13 protein-coding genes are annotated in these 19,169 nt (G+C 72.3%); 7 read left to right on the top strand and 6 right to left on the bottom strand.

The annotated features are described in order from the left end of the window. Window positions 1-59: 59 nt before the first annotated feature. Window positions 60-1,583, top strand: coding sequence for an acetaldehyde dehydrogenase ExaC (exaC, locus tag IE134_RS16570; protein WP_098894584.1), 1,524 nt, complete (start codon window positions 60-62; stop codon window positions 1,581-1,583). A 66-nt stretch (window positions 1,584-1,649) separates the two neighbouring features. Here exaC and IE134_RS16565 read toward each other — a convergent pair whose 3' ends face one another. After that, window positions 1,650-2,396, bottom strand: a complete 747-nt coding sequence (locus IE134_RS16565) for a DUF3159 domain-containing protein (protein WP_229823608.1) — start codon at window positions 2,394-2,396, stop codon at window positions 1,650-1,652. A 348-nt stretch (window positions 2,397-2,744) separates the two neighbouring features. After that, window positions 2,745-3,446, bottom strand: a complete 702-nt coding sequence (locus tag IE134_RS16560; protein ID WP_098019996.1) for an aspartate/glutamate racemase family protein — start codon at window positions 3,444-3,446, stop codon at window positions 2,745-2,747. Window positions 3,447-3,641: 195 nt separating this feature from the next. Here IE134_RS16560 and IE134_RS16555 point away from each other — a divergent pair, with 195 nt between their 5' ends. From IE134_RS16555 to IE134_RS16545, 3 genes are all read left to right on the top strand, one after another. Next, complete coding sequence (locus IE134_RS16555; RefSeq protein WP_189430885.1) at window positions 3,642-6,776, top strand: discoidin domain-containing protein; 3,135 nt, start codon at window positions 3,642-3,644, stop codon at window positions 6,774-6,776. Window positions 6,777-6,984: 208 nt separating this feature from the next. Beyond that, entirely contained in the window at window positions 6,985-8,010 is a 1,026-nt protein-coding gene (locus IE134_RS16550; RefSeq protein ID WP_189430884.1) for a chitinase, read from the top strand. Window positions 8,011-8,135: 125 nt separating this feature from the next. Continuing rightward, window positions 8,136-8,279 (top strand): hypothetical protein, encoded by a 144-nt coding sequence (locus IE134_RS16545; protein WP_158634740.1) that lies wholly within the window; start codon window positions 8,136-8,138, stop codon window positions 8,277-8,279. A 111-nt stretch (window positions 8,280-8,390) separates the two neighbouring features. Here the strand turns inward: IE134_RS16545 and IE134_RS16540 are convergent, their stop codons facing one another. From IE134_RS16540 to IE134_RS16530, 3 genes are all read right to left on the bottom strand, one after another. After that, complete coding sequence (locus tag IE134_RS16540) at window positions 8,391-9,281, bottom strand: S1 family peptidase (protein WP_189430882.1); 891 nt, start codon at window positions 9,279-9,281, stop codon at window positions 8,391-8,393. Window positions 9,282-9,557: 276 nt separating this feature from the next. Next, window positions 9,558-12,434, bottom strand: a complete 2,877-nt coding sequence (locus tag IE134_RS16535) for an AAA family ATPase (RefSeq protein WP_189430881.1) — start codon at window positions 12,432-12,434, stop codon at window positions 9,558-9,560. Between the two features lie 212 nt (window positions 12,435-12,646). Further along, window positions 12,647-14,260, bottom strand: coding sequence for a S8 family peptidase (locus tag IE134_RS16530; RefSeq protein ID WP_030717621.1), 1,614 nt, complete (start codon window positions 14,258-14,260; stop codon window positions 12,647-12,649). A 459-nt stretch (window positions 14,261-14,719) separates the two neighbouring features. On the opposite strand from IE134_RS16530, the gene IE134_RS16525 reads away from it, so the two are divergent. The 3 genes from IE134_RS16525 to IE134_RS16515 all read left to right on the top strand — a co-directional run bounded on the left by IE134_RS16525 (window position 14,720) and on the right by IE134_RS16515 (window position 18,340). Beyond that, window positions 14,720-15,952, top strand: a complete 1,233-nt coding sequence (locus IE134_RS16525; protein ID WP_030717618.1) for a metallophosphoesterase — start codon at window positions 14,720-14,722, stop codon at window positions 15,950-15,952. A 55-nt stretch (window positions 15,953-16,007) separates the two neighbouring features. Next, on the top strand, window positions 16,008-16,613 hold the full coding sequence (locus IE134_RS16520) for a TetR/AcrR family transcriptional regulator (RefSeq protein WP_030717617.1): 606 nt from the start codon (window positions 16,008-16,010) through the stop codon (window positions 16,611-16,613). A gap of 68 nt (window positions 16,614-16,681) precedes the next feature. Then, window positions 16,682-18,340, top strand: a complete 1,659-nt coding sequence (locus IE134_RS16515) for an acyl-CoA dehydrogenase family protein (protein WP_030717615.1) — start codon at window positions 16,682-16,684, stop codon at window positions 18,338-18,340. A 10-nt stretch (window positions 18,341-18,350) separates the two neighbouring features. Here IE134_RS16515 and IE134_RS16510 read toward each other — a convergent pair whose 3' ends face one another. Then, window positions 18,351-19,124 carry a TioE family transcriptional regulator gene (locus tag IE134_RS16510; protein WP_189430879.1) on the bottom strand — a complete coding sequence of 258 codons (774 nt, stop codon included), beginning with the start codon at window positions 19,122-19,124 and terminating at the stop codon, window positions 18,351-18,353. Between the last annotated feature and the right edge of the window lie 45 nt (window positions 19,125-19,169).

The following is a 19,169-nucleotide window of genomic DNA, read 5'->3' as shown; positions in this document are numbered from 1 at the left end:
TAGCCTCGCGCCGAGGGCCGTCCAACGGCGGGCGGCACCGGATCCGGGAGGCCACAGAGATGACCCGTTACGCTGCGCCGGGCACCGAGGGCGCGATCGTCACGTACGCGTCCCGCTACGACCACTGGATCGGCGGGGAGTACGTGCCGCCGGCCCGGGGCCAGTACTTCGAGAACCCGAGCCCCGTCAACGGCCGCCCGTTCACCGAGATCGCGCGCGGCACGTCCGAGGACGTCGAACGGGCCCTGGACGCGGCCCATGCGGCGGCTCCGGGCTGGGGCGCCACGTCCGCCGGGGACCGGGCGTCGGTGCTGAACAGGATCGCCGACCGGATGGAGGCCCACCTGGAGGAGCTGGCGGTCGCAGAGAGCTGGGAGAACGGCAAACCCGTGCGGGAGACCCTGGCGGCGGACATCCCGCTCGCCATCGACCACTTCCGCTATTTCGCGGGAGCGCTGCGCGCCCAGGAGGGTTCGCTCAGCGAGATCGACGACGACACCGTCGCGTACCACTTCCACGAGCCGCTGGGCGTGGTCGGGCAGATCATCCCGTGGAACTTCCCCATCCTGATGGCCACCTGGAAGCTCGCCCCGGCGCTCGCCGCGGGCAACGCGGTGGTCCTCAAGCCGGCCGAGCAGACGCCCGCCTCGATCCACTACTGGCTGAGCCTGGTGGCGGATCTGCTGCCGCCGGGCGTCGTCAACGTCGTCAACGGCTTCGGAGCGGAGGCCGGCAAGCCGCTCGCCTCCAGCCCGCGCGTCGCGAAGATCGCCTTCACGGGTGAGACCACGACGGGGCGGCTGATCATGCAGTACGCCTCCGAGAACATCAAGCCGGTGACGCTGGAGCTGGGCGGCAAGTCGCCGAACATCTTCTTCGACGACGTCTCGCGCGCCGACGACGACTTCCTCGACAAGGCCCTCGAAGGGTTCACGATGTTCGCCCTCAACCAGGGCGAGGTGTGTACGTGCCCGTCGCGCGCTCTCATCCAGCGCGGCCACTACGGCGCGTTCCTGGAAGCGGCCATCGCCCGCACGGAACAGATCGTGCCGGGCCACCCGCTGGACACCGACACGATGATCGGCGCCCAGGCCTCCAACGACCAGCTGCAGAAGATCCTTTCGTACCTGGACATCGGCCAGCAGGAGGGGGCGAAGATCCTGACGGGAGGTCAGCGCGTCGAGCACGGCGGTGACCTGGAGGGCGGCTACTACGTCCAGCCGACGGTCTTCGAGGGCGACAACCGGATGCGGGTCTTCCAGGAGGAGATCTTCGGCCCGGTCGTGGCCGTGACGTCCTTCACCGACTTCGACGACGCCATCAGCACGGCGAACGACACCCTGTACGGGCTGGGCGCCGGAGTCTGGACCCGCGACGTGAACACGGCCTACCGGGCGGGGCGCGGGATCAAGGCGGGCAGGGTCTGGACGAACTGCTACCACGCGTACCCGGCGCACGCTGCGTTCGGAGGCTACAAGCAGTCGGGCATCGGCAGGGAGAACCACAAGATGATGCTGGAGCACTACCAGCAGACGAAGAACCTCTTGGTTTCGTACAGCCCGAAGAAGCTCGGGTTCTTCTAGAGCCTCACGTCGGATGCCTGGAGGCGGCGGTCCTCTGCCCGGCCGGGGCCGCCGCGTCAGCCCCTCTCAGTGTTCCGCGTGTCCCGCCGCACGCAGGCGGCGGTGCGACGCGCGGGCGGCCCAGGCGACGGCGAGCAGTCCGACGGCCAGCAGCGGGTAGCCCATGATGATCTTCGCGGTGCCCAGCGTGCCGACCTCGTCGGCCTGGTAGAGGTACTGCTGGACGGCGAAACGGGCGGCGAAGATGACGGTGAGGACGAGTGTGGCGATGGAGAAGTCGCGCCGCGAGCGCCGGTCCTCCTGCCAGGCCGTGCCCCTGCCGGTCATGGAGTTCCACAGCACGCCCGCCAGCGGGCGGCGCGCGAGGACGGAGATCCCGAAGACCAGGGCGGCGGCCAGGTTGGACCAGATGCCGATGAGGAAGTAGTCCTTGGCGGATCCGGTCCACCAGGAGATCCCTGCGGCGATGGCCACGCCGAAGACGCCGCCGACCGCGGGCATGATCGATTCCTTGCGGAGCAGGCGCTCCGCCGCGATCACCACGGAGAGGGCCAGGGCGGCGATGATCGCCGTCTTCAGCCCGCCGATGTTGTTGCCGATGACGAAGGCGAGGACCGGGAGCGCGGAGTAGATCAATCCGCGTACGCCGCCTGCTTGTTCCAGGGCGGAGGGCCGCTGCCGGTGAGCCTGCTCCGGGTGCTGCCGCGCCCCGGGCCCTGCGTCAGGACGAGGTTCGGCCGCAGACGGCCGCTCGTCGGCTTCCGGGACGGGTCGTCCGGCGTCCAGCGGTTGCTGCGTGTGGTGGATCGCCACGGGGGACCTTCTTCCGGCTGTGGGGGACGTCGTGCACCCCGTCACGTCACCGCTCGGACGGGTGCGGCGGCGGAAGCCGCCGTTCCGCGCGCGGTTGCGTGGGGCGCTGTGGGTCAGCGCCTGTCCCGAAAGCCGGGTGTCATGCCGGAAGGCTCGGACCAGGTCGAAGCCGGAGTGCCGTCGTGCCCGATCGGGCACGACGGCACTCCGGAACGATACGAACAAGGTCCCGTTCAGGGCCCGTTCCGGATCGGGGACAGCCGCGGGACCCGGCCCGTTCCGTCGGCCCGCATCTGCCGCCGGCCCGGATCGTTCCACCGGCCCGGTTCCATCCGCGCGGCCCGCTTCCTACTCGTCGCCTCCGGACAGGGCCGCGTCCACCGCCGCCAGGGCGTGCAGCCGGGCGGTGGGGAAGACCGGCACCGGGCTGTCCTCGGGGCCGATGAGCAGTTCGATCTCCGTGCAGCCGAGGATCACCCCCTCCGCGCCGTCCGCCACCAGGCCCCGGATGATCTCCCGGTACGCCTCACGGGATGCGGCACGCACCTCGCCCAGGCACAGTTCGCCGTAGATCACCTCGTGCACCAGGGCCCGGCCCGCCGCGTCCGGGACGCGTACGTCCAGCCCCCGGTCCCGGAGCCGGCCCCGGTAGAAGTCCTGCTCCATGGTGAACGCCGTGCCGAGCAGACCGACCTTCCGCACCCCCGCCGCGCGGACCGCGTCCGCCGTGGCGTCGGCGAGGTGCACCAGCGGGACCGAGACGGCTGCCGCCACCGTGTCGGCCACCTTGTGCATGGTGTTGGTGCAGATCAGCACCATGTCGGCCCCGGCACTCTGCACCGCGCGGGCGGCGTCGGCCAGAACCTCACCGGCCTCCTCCCAGCGCCCCTCCGTCTGGAGCCGCTCGATCTCGGCGAAGTCGACCGAGTAGAGCACGCACCGCGCCGAGTGCAGCCCGCCCAGCCGGTCCCGGGTGTACTCGTTGATGAGCCGGTAGTACTCCGCCGTCGACTCCCAGCTCATGCCGCCGATGAGCCCGATCGTCCTCACTGCCGCGTCCCTCCTCGGTCCGTCGTTCCGTCATCGTCCCGTTCAATCGTGCGTTTTCCCTTGACGGAACATACCGGGGCGGCCAAGGGTGGCCCTCAACCCGTTGACAACGTTGTCCATCGTGGCTTCATCGTACGGCCGTTTCCCCCTGAGCCGTCCGACGACCGCCGCGCGCACCCCCAGAGGAGAACCACCGTGGGCCCCACCTCCCTTCCCCTCGGCCGCCGCCGACTGCTCCAGATCCTCGGCGCGTCCGGAGCCGTGGCCGCGCTGCCGCTCGGCGCGGGTTCGCCGTCGGCGGCCGCGTCCCCGCTCGCCGGGGCCGGCGGGAGCGGCGCGGAGGACGATGTCGCCGCCACGTACTACCGGGTCCTGCTGCGGCACACCCGCTGGTCCGAGACACAGTGGGACGAGGCCCGGGGTGTCTACACGGACAAGTTCTTCGGGTTCGCGGTGGTCCTCGGCCACGCCGTGCTGCTGACACGTGGCAGCTACGACGCGGAGCTGGCGGGGGTGGACCGGGACACGCTCAAGCGGCGGACGCTGGCGACACTGCGGCACTTCGCCGCCTCCAACCGGCTGACCGGCGGCACCCAGTGGGGCCGCACCCTGTTCTTCGACACTACGTTCCAGTCGTACTTCGTGCTGGCCGCCCGGCTGCTCTGGGACGAGCTGGACGAGCGGACCCACTCCCTGGTGGACACCATCGTCCGGGAGCAGGCCGCGTACACGCATGCCCTGGGCACCGGCGACGACCCGGCCTCCGGGTCCTGGACGCCGAACGGGCTGACGGGCGGCCACGTCGGTGACACCAAGCTGGAGGAGATGGGCATCTACGCCCAGGCGCTGGCCCCCGCGCTGGCCTGGGCCCCGGACGACCGCCGACGCTCCGAGTGGGCGGCCGACTACGGCACCTGGTCGCGCAACGAGGCCGGACTGCCGGAGGCCGACCTCGCCAACCCGGCCCGCGTCGACGGCGTGCCGGTGGCCCGGAACACCGCCCGGAACGTCTACGACACGTTCGTCGTCGAGAACCACGGCTCCTTCGGCCCGCACTACCAGGCGGAGCTGTGGCGGACCTCGGGGCGCAACGCGGCGCACTTCCTGGCGGCAGGGGAGCCGCTGCCCGAGGTGCTGACCCGGCAGCCGAACGCCGGGCCGCTGTGGCGGACCCTGCTGGGGGTGATGTCGGACGCGGGTGAGCCGCTGATGCCGATGGTGAACGACCGGGAACACCTCTACGGCCGGGACGTGATCCCGCTGGCGTTCCTGTCCCGGGTGATGGGCGACCGGGCGGCGGCCCGTGCGGAAGTGGAGCTGGCGGCGCGGCTGGAGGCGTACCAGGCGTACCCGCCGGAGCACCGGCTGGCGAAGTTCTCCGGTGAGCCGAAGTACGAGCCGGAGGCCCGCGCCGAACTGGCCATCAGCTACCTGCTGCACGTGTGGCCCGGGGCGGGCCGGCCCGCCGTGCCGCTGTCGCAGCGGGAGCTGTTCGCGTACGCCTCCGGGGTGACGGACTTCGGGGAGGGGCCCGGCCTGGTGTCGCACCAGTCCCCCGCCGCCTGGGCCGGTGCGGTGTCCAAGCCGAAGTTCGTGAAGTTCGCCTGGCAGCCGGGCCACGACGACTGGCTGTTCCGGATCAGCGGCGCCACGCCGATGTTCCTCCCGTCGACGGGCGTGGAGGTCACCGGCCGCTCGGTGCGGACGCACACCCGGCTGCGCGACGGCTTCGACGGGAGCGCGACGCTGCTGCGGCTGAAGGACGGCTTCGCGGGCTTCACCACGCTGCCCAGCGGCGCGGTGGTCCACGCCGCCGAAGGACCGGACACCGCGGGCGGCCGGCTGGAGGTGCACAACCTCACCATGCCGGGCGTGGCGGGCCTGGACGGCAAGCGGACGTACCGCTTCGCCGAGGGATCGGCCACGGTCGCGTCCCGGGACTCCTCCGGTGGCTCGACGGGCCGCGTCGACGAGCTGTCCTTCGACCGTACGACGGTCCGGCACCTGCGGGTCCAGGGCGTGACGCCCGATCCGGCGTACGGCTACTCGCTGTTCGCCGTGGAGGCGCGGGACGGGGCCGACGGGCCCGACCTCGCGCGCGGTGGCCGGGCCACCGCGTCCTCGTCCGCACCGGGCAGGGGGCCGGAGCTGGCCGTGGACGGGGACGGCACGACGCGCTGGGCGGTCTCCACCGCCGACCGGCCGCGCCCCGACAGCTGGCTCGCCGTGGACCTCGGGGAGCCCCGCGCCCTGGACCGGGTCACCCTGCGCTGGGAGAGCGCGGCGGGCCGGAGCTACCTGGTGCAGGGCTCGGACGACGGGGAGAGGTGGACGGACCTGGCGGGCGGCCCCGTACCGGCGCTGCGCAGCGAGGGCGGCTGGCTGGACGTGGACGGCCGTGCGGGCTTGGTGATACGCGGCGTGCGCGGTCCGCTGGCGGTGTACGGGGACACGATCGTCCTGGCGGAGGGCGGCGGTACGGGCCCGCTGCTCGTGGAGGGCCACTGTGGGGTGTCCGCCGACGGCCTGCGCGAACTCGCGCGCCGGCCGGTGCCCACGGCCGGGGACGAGAAGGTGCGGGCGGCGGTGACGGACGGTCACCTGAGTCTGTTCAACCTGTCGGACCGGGCGGCGCGCACCCCGGTCGCCCTGGTGCAGGAGGGCCGCCGCCGGGAGGTCTACGAGGGCGAGCAGGTGGTGACCCGGGACGGCCTGCGGTACGAGGCGCGGCTGGAGGCGGCTTCGGCGCTGCTGCTGCCGCCCCGGTTCACGCTGGTCCCGCTGTCGGGCCGGTCGCTGCCGAACGGGCTGCGGGTGGAGGTCGTGGACGCCGCCACGGTGCGCCTGACCGGGCCGGTCTGCCGGGTGCGGGTCGAGGCACAGGGGCGCAGCACGGTGGCAGTGGTGCGGCCGGGCCGGGGCATCGAGGTCACGGTGCGCGGGGCGCAGGCCTATCCGACGACGGACCTCGCCCTGGGCCGGGCCGTCTTCCCGAACGCGCCGCTGCCGACGGGGATGTCGGAGCCGTCGGCAGCCGTCGACGGCTCCCCGGACACGGTGTGGCGGCCGGGACGCGAGGGCCGTCTGGTCGTGGACCTCGGGGCGCGGCGGGCGGTGGGCCGGGTGGAGGCCGAGTGGTCGGCCGGGCGGGTCCCGGGCCTGTCCGTGGAGTTCAGCGACGACGGGATCAGCTACCGCCGGGCGGGCGCGCTCACCGGTCATGGCCGGGTGCGGAGTCTGCGGGCCACGGGCTCCCCGCGTTATGTGGCGCTGCGGGTGTCGGGCACCCCGGAGGGGCGCGGTGGTCTCGTGCGGCTGTCGGTCCGCTGACGGACCGGCTTCACCGAGCACCGCAGCCGGCCGATCGACCTTCCGTGAGCGTTCTCACCAAAACCCGACATCAGGAGTGCTCAGAGGTGACGGTTTTTGTCACAAGGGTTGACATGGGCATTGGTATGAACCAATCTCCTGCACCAGGTCGGTGGCCACCGATGTCCCCCTCGTTCGCGAACTCCCCCCACGCACCTGGAGATTCCCCGTGGACCGGACGCATCGCAAGAAGCGCAGCAGCAAGCTCCTGGGCGGCAGTGTCGCCCTCGTCCTCGCCACCGGCGGGCTCATGGCGGCCACCACTCTGGGCAGTAGCGCAGGCGCCGCCGAGAGCGGTCAGGCCCGTGCTGCCGTACCCGCACACGCCGTCACCGGCTACTGGCAGAACTTCGACAACGGCGCGACAGTCCAGAAGCTGGGCGACGTCCAGGACGGCTACGACATCATCGCGGTCGCCTTCGCCGACGCCACCGGCACCGACGGCCAGATCGAGTTCAACCTCGACCCGGCGGTCGGCTATTCCTCCGAGGACGACTTCAAGGCCGACATCGCCGCGAAGCAGGAGGCCGGCAAGTCCGTCGTCATCTCGGTCGGCGGCGAGCTCGGGAACGTGACGGTCGACGACTCGGAGTCGGCCCAGCAGTTCGCCGACAGCACGTACGCCCTCATGCAGGAGTACGGCTTCGACGGCGTCGACATCGACCTGGAGCACGGCATCAACGCCCAGTACATGGGCGAGGCACTGAAGTCGCTGTCCGAGAAGGCAGGCGGCAACCTGGTCCTCACCATGGCGCCGCAGACGATCGACATGCAGAGCACCAGCACCGAGTACTTCAAGCTGGCGCTCGACGTGAAGGACATTCTGACCGTCGTCAACATGCAGTACTACAACAGCGGTTCGATGGCCGGCTGCGACGGCAACGTCTACGCCCAGGGCACGGTCGACTTCCTGACCGCGCTGGCCTGCATCCAGTTGGAGAACGGCCTCGATGCCGACCAGGTCGGCATCGGCACCCCTGCCTCCTCCAAGGGCGCCGGCTCCGGCTACGTCGACCCGGCGATCGTCAACGACGCCCTCGACTGCCTGACCAAGGGTGAGAACTGCGGCGAGTTCAAGCCCGAGAAGACGTACCCGGGGCTGCGTGGCGCCATGACCTGGTCCACCAACTGGGACGCGGCGAACGGCGACAACTGGGTCAACAGCGTGGCACCGCACGTCCACGAACTCCCGTAACCCGCCCCCGCACCCTTCGAGCCTGGCTGCCGGAACTCCGGCGGCCAGGCTCGCGGTCTGATGGAAGGTGCCTGACCTCGTCTTTCATCGGTCAGGCAGCTGGAAACCGCTTCGCGGCCGAGCCCGTGGCACCGGTATCCTCCGGTCTCCCGGCCTGCCGTACCGGTGAGCCTCGTACGGACCAGCGGGCCGACGGACCGACCATCCTGGAGCTCTGGGTTCCGGCCAAGAGGCTCGGCGAGATCCAGGTGGTCCACGAGTTCCGCTGAGGCGGGGAAGACGGCTGACAGGGCACGCCGGCATGAACGGGCGCTGTCCCCGCCGGTGAACCGGCGGGGACAGCGCTCAGGGCCGATGGCGACACCCTGGTTCGTGCGGGATCAGATGATGCTCACTCCGTAGACGCTGAGCGCCTCGGTGACGGGCTGGTAGAACGTGGTGCCGCCCGAGGAGCAGTTGCCGCTGCCGCCGGAGGTGAGGCCGAGCGCGGTGCTCCCGGAGAAGAGTGCGCCGCCGCTGTCACCGGGCTCGGCGCAGACGTTGGTCTGGATCAGACCGGAGACGATGCCGTCGGCGCCGTAGTTGACGGTGGCGTTGAGACCGGTGACGGAGCCGCCGTGCAGGCCGGTGGTGCTGCCGCTGCGCTGGACGGACTGGCCGACCGTCGCGTCGGCCGCGCCGTCGATCTCCTGGTAGCTGCCGTTGTAGAGGGAGACACGGCCGTCGGCCGCGCCCGGGTCGGAGTGCCGGATGATGCCGTAGTCGTCGCCGGGGAAGCTCGATCCGGTGGTGGTGCCGATGGACCACGAGCTGCCGATGTTGGTGCAGTGGCCGGCGGTCAGGGCGAACTTGGTTCCCGAGCCGTCCTGCACGTTGAAGCCCAGGGAGCAGCGGGCTCCGCCGGTGGTGATGGCTTCGCCACCCGCGATGAGCTTGGAGAACTTACCGGGGGTGCGCTTGACCACGAGAGCGTCGGCGTTGGCGCCGGCCTCGCTCCTCAGCTTGGCGATCTCGGCCTGGCTGACCGTGCTGTCGGCGGTGACGACGACCTTGCCCGACGCGCCGTCGACGTACCAGGCCGTGCCGCCGACGTCGGCGGTGCGGACAGAGGTGGCGGTCTGGTTGAGCTCGGTGGCGCTGAACGTCTTCGGGGCCGGCTGGGCGGATGCGGCGGTGGCGGGAACCGCGAGCGCCGCCGCGGCGGCGAGGCCGGTGGCCCCGGCGATGAGTCGTGCTCGTCTCGTGAGGCTGTGGGGGCGAGAGAGTCGCACTGTGTTCCTCCAGATCGTGGGGGGAAACTCGGGGCGTTTGGGTGGACGCCCATGACTCGTCATCGGGAACACGATCATTCCGACGTGTCCCTGACAACGTTATTCATGCTGGAGAGGCCGGTGGACCCGCACAAGACCCCCGGAACGGGACTGGCTGAGAAGTGGTTCTTGCGGTGAACTCCGGACCTCAACAAAGCGGTGGATTAACGGCATAGAGAGAGAAGGGGATGGCGGAAAATAGACCATGGAGTGTGCCGCCCTCCCTCGCGTCTTCGGTCATGGTCCGAGCTGCGGGCCGATCTCGGTGCGGGAGGAGACCCCCAGTTTCCGGAGGGCGCGGGCCACATGGTGCTCGACCGTCCGGTGCGAGAGGACCAGCTCGCTCGCGATCTCGCGGTTCGACAGGCCGAGCGAGGCGAGCCGGGCCACCGCCCGCTCCCGGGGCGAGAGGTGGTCGCCGTACCCCAGCGCGCCGGGCCTGCGGACGGTGGTCTGGCCGTGCTCCCGCAGTTCGCGCTGACACCGCAGCACATCCCATACGGCGTCGATGTCCTGGTAGGCCGCGATCGCCTCGTGGAGCACCGTGCGCCCGCCCGGCACACCCGAGGCCAGCAGGTGGAGGCCGCGGGCCTCCTTCACGTACGCGGCTTCGTGCGGTCGCTCCAGCCGCGTCCAGGCGTCTGCCGCGGACGCGTACAGCGCATCGGACGGCGCATGCCCGGACTGCGGGTCGTCCGTGGCGGTGAGCAGGGCCCGGCAGGTCAGCAGGGCGGCCCGGGCCGCCGGTGCGTCCCGGTCGGCGATGCCTGCGGCCAGCTCCGCGACCAGGCGATGTGCCTCCCCGCGACGGTCGTCCCGGACGAGTGCCTCGGTCGCCGGTGGTACGAGGGCGGTCGCCCACACCCACGCCCCCGTACGGCGGACATGGTGCAGCGCTCCCTCCACCGCCTGGACGGCCTGCGACGGCCGGCCGGCCGCCAGATGGACCCGTGCCACGGCAGCCGCGGCAGCGGTCAGCACCACGCCGGTGTCCAGCGCGGTCGTCTCCACGGCCCGCTCCAGGAGACGCCGTGCCACATCCGTCTGCCCCTTGGTGTGCAGGCGCAGCAGTCCGCAGACCAGCAGGGCCTCCGCGTGGAAGTCGGGCACGTCCTGGTACTGCGCTTCGGCACGCTCGGCCCGCCCCAGCAGGCCCTTCCACCGGCCGCTCATGAACGCAGCGACCACGTCCGTCGTCTCGACGAAGGCTTCCAGATAGGGGGCGTGGTTCGTCCGCACCTCCTGCCACGCCCGGGCCTGGAAGGCACGGGCACGCTCCGGGTGGCCCAGGGAGTTCGCGGCGCCCGCCAGATTGGCGTACACCCTCGCCGCCGCCTCTCCGGTGAGGGTGCCGGGCAGATCGGCCACCGCCTCCCACGCCGACGGGTCGCCCATCAGGGCCAGGGCGGTGGCGCGGTTGGCCAGCACGGCGGAGCGCAGGTCCGCCTCCTCGACCCCGGGCAGCAGCCGCTCCGCCTCGGCCAGCAGGCGGCGGTGCTCGCCGACCGGCCAGCCCTTGAGGGAGGGGATGGCCGTGATCGCGAGCGCGCGTGCGGCCTGGCCGGTGGAGACGACGAGGAGGTCGGGGACCGCTCGCGCTATCTCCTCCAGCGCCTCAAGGCCGGAACCCGACTGGTTGCGCAGCAACAGGCCCAGCAGCAGCCGGATCTCACCGCTCGGCCCGGGGCCCAGGGAGTGCTGGTCGAGGACCTGCCGCAGCGCGGCGGGCACCTGGGGTCCTGGCCGGGCGTTCAGCGCGACGCGGGCCAGCTTCAGCGCGACCCGGTCGCGGGCCACGGGCGAGGGGCCGTTGCGCAGGGCGCCGAGGTAGTGAGCCGCGGCCATGCCCGCGTCCCCGTCCCCCGCAGCCCGGTCCGCTGCCGCCTCCAGGCAGCGGGCCGCCTGCGCGGGGCGGCCGGCGCGCCGGTAGTGCTCGGCCATCCCCGCCAGCGGGAAGGGGCTCGTGTGCCGGGCCAGGGCGCGGGCCGCACGCAGGTGCAGAACTGGCCGTTCCGGTTCGGCGACCGCCTCGTACGCGGCCCGGCGCGCCAGGTCGTAGGGGAAGGCGTACCCGCCGTCGCGGGGGGAGGCGAGGAGGACGCCTTCCCCCAGCGCGGCCGCGAGTGCTCCACGCGTCTCCGGCTCGCCCAACCCCGCGACGGACCGCAGCAGTTCAACGGGCGCGGGTTCGCCGAGGACCGCTGCTGCGGCGACCACCTGCCGCGCCGCCGGAGGAAGGCCACGCAGCCGCTCCACCACCACCCGGCGCACGGACGCGGGCAGGGGCGGCTCCCCCGCCGCGCCGGTGGGAAACTCCGCGGAGCCGGGCCATCCGCGCAGCACCTCCTCGACGACGTACGGCAGGCCGCCCGTCCACCGGTGCAGACCGTCGGCGAACTCGTCCGGTACCGCCCGCACACCGAGCAGCCCGGCGGCCAGCTCACCGGTCTCCGCCGCCGACAGCGGTGCGAGGTGCCGCTCGACCACCGTCACGTGGGCCGGTGTGCGCAGCGGGAACGGGAGGCCGTCGCTGCCTTCGGCGTCGCGGTGGGGGACGGTCCCGCTGCGCGCGGTGAGAACGAGCCCCAGGCGAGGTGGCGGGTCGGCGATGACCGTACGGAGAAAGGCGCAGGTCGATGCGTCGGCCCACTGGAGATCCTCGACGACCAGGACGGCGTCCCCCAGCGCTGCCGTGTACGCGTGCAGGGCGCGCAGGACGCGGTGGTGTTCGGCACCCGGGTCTCCCAGGGGAGGCGGCGCGGGCGGGAGGCGGTCCGCGAGGTCGGGCAGCAGAGCGTGCAGGGCCCCGGTCACCGGCGGCAGGTCCGCCGGGAGGGGCCCGGAGCGGAAGTGGTTCAACGCCTCGACGAGCGGTGCGAAGGGGAAAGGTGTGTCCGCCTCCTGGCAGCGGGCGACCAGGGTGACGGCATCCGGTGACGTGGTCCTTGTCCTTCGCAGGAGTTCGTGGACGAATCGGCTCTTCCCGACCCCGGCCTCCCCGGTGATCACCGCGACGGCGGGCCTGCGGCCGAGCTCCGGGGACACCTCGTCCAGGAGGGCGGAGCGTCCGATCAGGAGACCGGGGGCGGAGGGCGGCGACGGCTCGGCGTTCACGGCTTCCTTCCGCGCTCCTGAGCGGCATCGGCAGGACGGATGTGCGGGCGGGCGATGCGACCGGGCCGTCGGAACGGCCTCATGATGGCCCGTTCCGACGGCGCTGGAAAGAGGAGTGGCGTCTGCGGCGCGTGTGCGGGCGACGCAGACGCCTCCGTCCCGGGCCGGTGAGGTTCGCGGAGAGGCTCACCGGCCGGGAGGCGCGAGCCGGGTCAGAACTGGAGGGACCAGGAGTTGATGGAGCCGGTGTCGTTGACCCAGTTGTCGGTGACGCGGAGCTTCCAGACGCCGTTGGCGGGGCTGTTGGAGGCATTGACCGTGAACGTGCCCTGGACGTTGTCGGCGCTGTCGTTGGAGTTGAAGTTCTTCAGGACGGCCGCGCCTCCGCCCGGGGGCAGCAGTTCGACCTTGAGGTCACCGCGGAAGGTGTGGCGGATGTCGAGGGTGACCGACAGGCTGGCGGGGGCGTTGCCGTCGATGCCGGTCACGGTGATGGGGGACTCGACGGTGGCGTTGTCGCGGATCTGGACCTGACCGGTGCTCTCGAACTTCTTGCCGGGCGGGTCGGTGGGGTCCTCGCCGCCGCCGGTGCCGGTGAAGAGCAGGCGGTTGGGTGAGCCGGGGCGGGCGTCGCTGATCTTGTCCGGCGTCGCGTCGGCGACCAGCTTGTCGCGGACCTGGGCGGGGGTGAGCGACGGATTGGCGGCCAGGAGCAGGGCGGCGGCGCCGGCGGTGTGCGGGGATGCCATGGAGGTGCCGCTCATGGACTGGTTGGCGCTGTCGCCCGCGTTGGACGAGGAGATGATCTTGTCGCCTGGGGCGAAGATGTCGAGGCAGGTGCCGTAGTTGGAGGCCTGGCCGTTGCTCCAGCCGGTGGCGCGGGCGTCGGAGCTGTTCGTGGCGCCGACCGTGATCGCCGCCGGGGTGGACGAGGGCGAGTACTGGCAGGAGTCGGCGTTGTTGTTCCCCGCCGCGACGACCCAGGTGATGCCGGAGGCGATGGAGTTGTTGATCGCGTCGTTGATGGACTGGGTCTTGCCGCCGCCGACGCTCATGTTGACCACGGCGGGCTTCTTGGCGTTCTTGGTGACCCAGTCGATACCGCGGAGGACCGGGTCCCAGCTGGTGCCGGAGCTGCCCTGGCAGTTCAGCACGCGGACGCTGACGATCTTGGCGCCCTTGGCGACCCCGTAGGAGCTGCCCGCGGCGGTCCCGGCCACGTGTGTGCCATGCCCATGACAGTCTGATGCGTTGGAGTCGTTGTCGATGAAGTCGTAGCCGCTGGTGGCCCGGCCGCCGAAGTCGCCGTGGCTCATCCGGACACCGGAGTCGACGACGTAGACCGTGACGCTGGAGGCGTCGCTGGGGTAGGTGAAGCTCCTGTCCAGCGGGAGGCTGCGCTGGTCGATGCGGTCCAGGCCGTAACTGGGCGGATTGGGCTGGGTGCCGGTGGCGTACGCCGCGCCGTCGGCTTCCACGCGGGCCACCGAGGGGTCGGCGGCCAGGCGCTTCGCCTTCTCCTCGCTCATCTTCACCGAGAAGCCGCGCAGGGCGGTGGTGTAGGTGCTCCGCACCTGGCCCGCGTGACGCTGGGACAGGGATCGCGCGACGGAGGGTATCTCCGTACGGGCCACGGAGTCCTTGAGCGTGACGATGTAGGAGCCTTCGACCGCGTCGGGGCGGTCCGCACCGACGATGCGGCCTTCGCCACCGCCCGGTGGTACGGGCGCGGCTGTGACTCCGGCGGTCGAGGCGGCGCCGACGAGCAGGGCGGCACCGGCGCCGACGGCGAGCAGTCTCCGCAAGGTGCGAACGGGACGATCCACAGCTTCTCCTCTTGATGCGTCACAGGCCCTGTCGGGCCTGGTGGGGGTGGACCGCCCGGCATGCGGGCACCACGGAAGAAGAGCCGTGGTGACGGGAGATCGGGGCCGGGCGGCCGCGGGGATGACCTGTGATGGGCTTTGCCGCCCAGAGTTTGCGGCGCTCGGACGGCGCCTATCAATACGTAGCCCTACCTAAAGGAAGGGCGGGTGCGACGGCTGCGGCGACAGGCACGCCGAGGTGCGAATCCGCGTCACGCCAGGTGGACGCGCGTCGGCGAACGGTCGCTGCGGCGGGCTCGGGCCCGCATCACGGACCGCGCGACCGGGGATCGTCGCGGCGCGGAAGCCGACCCCCTGAAGCCGATCCCGCGTCCTGCGAGAGAATCCGGCAGTGAGCCCGGAGCAGAAGCAGGGCATCGGCGGCGGGAGCCGCCCGGGCAGAACCTCAGGAGGGCGAGCGTGACCGAGACCAGCGATACCCGATCCGCGGACGGCGCGGCAGGCGGTGCGGCGGAAGAAGCGCCGCGGAGCCGTCTGCAGCGTCTGATGCGCTACATCCCCCTGGTCGCCCCCGTCCTGCTGTGGGCCGTGCCGTGCTGGGTCCTCCTGCACACCGGTCAGCGCTGGCCGCTGCCGGTCGCGCTCGCCGGCACCGGGCTGTTCGTCCTCGGTCTGGTCGGTATGCCGTTCGCGATGGTGCGGGGCCACGGTCGACGTCAGCAGGACCGGGCGGCGATCGTCGGGGACACCCTGCTCGGCGGCATATGGGTCCTGTTCACCTGGTCCGTTCTGCTCGGCGTCCTGTTGCGGCTCGCCCTGACCGTGGCCGGCGTCGGCGACGGGCAGGGCCGGGCACGCATCGTCACCTGGGCCGTCCTCGGTGTCGCCGCCGTGCTGCTCGCCTGGGGGTATGCCGAGGCCCGACGCGTGCCGCGCGTCCGTCGGCTCGATGTGGAACTCCCCCGGCTGGGAGCCGGTTTGGACGGCACCCGGGTCGTCCTGATCACCGACACCCACTACGGTCCGCTCGACCGCGCCCGCTGGTCCGCACGCGTCTGCGAGACGGTGAACACCCTGGAGGCCGATCTCGTCTGCCACACCGGCGACATCGCGGACGGCACGGCCGAACGCCGTCGTGCCCAGGCCGCTCCCCTGGGCACGGTGCAGGCCACCCGGGCCCGGGTCTACGTCACCGGCAACCACGAGTACTACAGCGAGGCCCAGGGCTGGGTCGACCTGATGGACGAGCTGGGGTGGGAGCCGCTGCGCAACCGCCATCTGCTGCTCGAACGCGGCGGTGACAGCCTCGTGGTCGCCGGCGTCGACGACGTCACCGCAGAGTCCTCCGGTCTTGCGGGCCACCGCGCCCATCTCGCGGGAGCCCTCGACGGCGCCGATCCCGGTCTCCCGGTCCTGCTCCTCGCCCATCAGCCCAAGTTCATCGACCGCGCGGCGGCCCACGGCATCGACCTCCAGCTCTCCGGCCACACCCACGGCGGCCAGATCTGGCCGTTCCACTACCTGGTCCGCGTCGACCAGCCGGTCGTCGCCGGGCTCAGCCGCCACGGCGCGCGCACCCTCCTCTACACCAGCCGCGGCACCGGCTTCTGGGGCCCGCCCTTCCGCGTCTTCGCCCCCAGCGAGATCACCCTGCTCGTCCTCCGGTCACCGCAGGGATCCGCCGCGGCCTGAAACGGGCGGTGGACCGGCCATAGCGGGAAGCTCTGAATGGTGATTCACTTCTTCTATGGCCTACCGCAAGACCCCGACCGAAATGCGGCGCCTCGAAGCCGCCCGGGAGCATCTCGTCGTCTGCGCCACCGAAGTGGTGGCGGACGTCGGCTGGGCGCAGGCATCCGTCACCGCCGTCGCCGACGCGGCCGGCATCGCCGCCGGCTCCGTCTACCAGCACTTCTCGTCCAAGTCGGCGCTGGCCGTGGAGGTCTTCCGGCGCGCCGCGCAGCGTGAGGTGGACGTGCTGGGCGAGGTACTGGAGGGCGAGGGTGACCCGGCCGACCGGTTGCGCCGGGGGGTGGAGGTGTTCACCCGCCGCGCCCTGGAGAACCACGGGCTGGCGTACGCGCTGCTCGCGGCGCCCGCCGAGCCGGCGGTCGGCGCGGAACGCCTGGCGTTCCGGCGCCGCTACCGGGCGCTGTTCGCCTCGGTGATCGAGGAAGGGGTCGCCGCGGACCAACTGCCCCGTCAGGACGCGGAGATCACCGCCGCCGCACTCACGGGCGCGATCGGCGAGGTCCTCGTGTATCCGCTGAGCACCCCGGCCGCCGAGGACGCGGACCTGCTCGTCGCCGGCCTGACCGCCGTGGCCCTGCGCTGCGCCGGCGCGGCCCCCTGACCCGGTCCGCGCCTCGCCCTGCCCCGCACTTGGTGTGCCCCGCCGTCCCGCCTCCCGGAGGAGAACCGATGTCCACGCCCACCGCACCACGCAGCAACCCGACCGCCGTGACGCACGAGGTGACCAATCAGGCGCCGCCGCTCACCGGTCATGACGCCGCCGACGACGCGGTGCTGCTCGAAGGGGTGCGCCGTGAGGGCGCCGAGTGGCATCTGGAGGAGCTGCACCGCTTCGGGCGGTACGTCGGCAGCGAGGAGGCGCAGCACTGGGCCGACCAGGCCAACCGGCACGAGCCGGAGCTGCGCACCCACGACCGTTTCGGCCACCGGATCGACGAAGTCGAGTTCCACCCCGCCTATCACTCGCTGATGGACGCCTCGGTACGGGCGGGACTGGCGGGCGCCGCCTGGGCCGACGAGCGCCCCGGGGCCCATGCCGCCCGGGCCGGCGGCTTCATGCTGGCCACGATGCTGGAGCAGGGGCATCTGTGCCCGGTCTCGATGACGTACGCCGTCGTCCCGGCGCTGCGCCGCTCCCCCGATCTCGCGAAGACGTACGAGCCGCTGCTGACCAGCCGGGTGTACGAGCCCGGGCTGAGCACCCCCACGGCCAAGCGCGGTCTGCTCGCCGGGATGGGGATGACGGAGAAGCAGGGCGGCACCGATGTGCGCGCCAACACCACGGCCGCCGTCGAGCAGGCCGACGGCACCTGGCGGCTGCGCGGGCACAAGTGGTTCACGAGTGCGCCGATGAACGACCTCTTCCTGGTGCTCGCCCAGTCGCCCGGCGGTCTGTCGTGCTTCCTGGTGCCGCGCGTGCTGCCGGACGGGAGCCGGAACACCTTCCGCATCCAGCGGCTCAAGGACAAGCTCGGCAACCGGTCCAACGCGTCCAGCGAGCCGGAGTTCGACGACACCGTGGCCTGGCTCGTCGGGGACGAGGGCAAGGGCGTGCGCACGATCATCGACATGGTGACGATGACCCGGCTCGACTGTGTGCTCGGGTCCGCCGCCGGTATCCGGGCCGCTCTGGCGCAGGCGGCCCACCACGCGCGCCACCGCTCGGTGTTCGGCGTCGAGCTGATCGACCAGCCCCTGATGCGCAACGTTCTGGCGGATCTGTCCCTGGAGTCCGAGGCGGCCACGACCCTGGCCCTGCGCCTGGCGGGGGCCGCCGACCGCGCCCACCGGGGCGACGCCGGGGAGCGCGCGTTCCTCCGGCTGGCCACCGCCGTCGGCAAGTACTGGGTGTGCAAGCGGCAGCCCGTCGCGGTCGCCGAGGCCCTGGAGTGCCTCGGCGGCAACGGCTACGACGAGGCCTCCGGGATGCCCCGGCTGTACCGCGAGGCCCCGCTCAACGGCATCTGGGAGGGCTCCGGCAATGTCAATGCCCTCGACATGCTGAGGGCGTTGACGCGGGAGCCCGAGTCCCTGGAGGCCCTGAGCGCCGAGATCGGGGCGGCCGCCGGGGCGGACGCGCGGCTCGACGCGGCCTGGCGGGAGCTGCGGGCCGAGCTGGCGCGCCCCGAGGACGCGCAGCTCCGGGCCCGCCGGGTCGTCGAACGGGCCGCTCTCGTCCTGCAGGGCTCGCTGCTGGTGCGCCATGCTCCGGCGGCGGTGGCCGACGCGTTCTGCGCCTCCCGCCTCGCCGGGGACCAGGGGCTCGCGTTCGGCACCCTACCGGCGGGCACGGACTTCGCGGCCCTGCTGGGGCGGCTGCCCGCCTGACCGGACCTGCTTACATGTCCTGCGCCCGGTGCGCGCCCTGGGCCCGCACCGGCCTCTCACGTTCGCGGAGGTAGGCGTCCAGCTCGGCGGCCCCGGCCAGCATCGCGCGCCCGCGGGCGGCCAGCCGGGCGTGCCAGTCGTCCAAGGCGGCGGCGAGCGGCTCCGGACCGCCGGCCGCCCGCACCTGGGCGATGAGCGGTGCGATCCGCTCCAGGCCGTAGCCGCCCCGCCGGAGCTGGTGGGCCAGGGCGGCGTCCCGTACGTCGGCCGCGTCGAACACCCGGTATCCGGTCCGCGGGTCGCGGCGCGGGGTCACGATCCCGGCGCGCTCCCACTTCCGCAGCGTGGCGGGCCGGATGCCCAGCCTTCCCGCCAGCGGTCCGACGAACATCGCGCCGGGGCCCGCCCTGTCGTCGGGTGCGGGCACGGCTCCGGGCCCCAGGTCGCGGAGGGCCCTTTCGACGGCGTCCAGCGTCCTGCGGTCCTCCAGGAGCTGTGCGTGGCTTTCGTCGATGAGCCGGAACGCCTCGGCCGGCTCGTCGCCGTTCACCGCCCGCATGATCGCGGTCGCGGTCGCGTGCCCATGGCCGGGGATCAGGGCGAGAAATGTCCCCAGGGCGTCGGCGTGCAGCGGTGCGTAGGTGCGGTAGCCGTGGGCGGTGCGCCCGGCGGGCGGGAGGATGCCCGCCGCTTCGTAGTTCCTCACCGCCTGGGTCGACAGACCGTGCCGACGGGCCAGGTCGACGGGGCGCAGGCGACCTGCCGTTTGAAGGTTCTGCCGCATGCAGTCGAGAATATCGCGCAGAAGTTTCAACCGAAGGTTCAACGA

It is taken from the genome of Streptomyces rubiginosohelvolus, assembly GCF_014649875.1.
GTDB classification, from domain to species: Bacteria; Actinomycetota; Actinomycetes; order Streptomycetales; family Streptomycetaceae; genus Streptomyces; species Streptomyces rubiginosohelvolus.
This window is presented reverse-complemented; position numbering and strand designations above follow the sequence as displayed.

Bases quoted from the DNA above. Each gene is read 5' to 3' on its own strand.
- IE134_RS16510 (WP_189430879.1), bottom strand. From the start codon at position 19,124: ATGCGGCAGAACCTTCAAACGGCAGGTCGCCTGCGCCCCGTCGACCTG.
- exaC (WP_098894584.1), top strand. From the start codon at position 60: ATGACCCGTTACGCTGCGCCGGGCACCGAGGGCGCGATCGTCACGTAC.
- IE134_RS16515 (WP_030717615.1), top strand. From the start codon at position 16,682: ATGTCCACGCCCACCGCACCACGCAGCAACCCGACCGCCGTGACGCAC.
- IE134_RS16520 (WP_030717617.1), top strand. From the start codon at position 16,008: ATGGCCTACCGCAAGACCCCGACCGAAATGCGGCGCCTCGAAGCCGCC.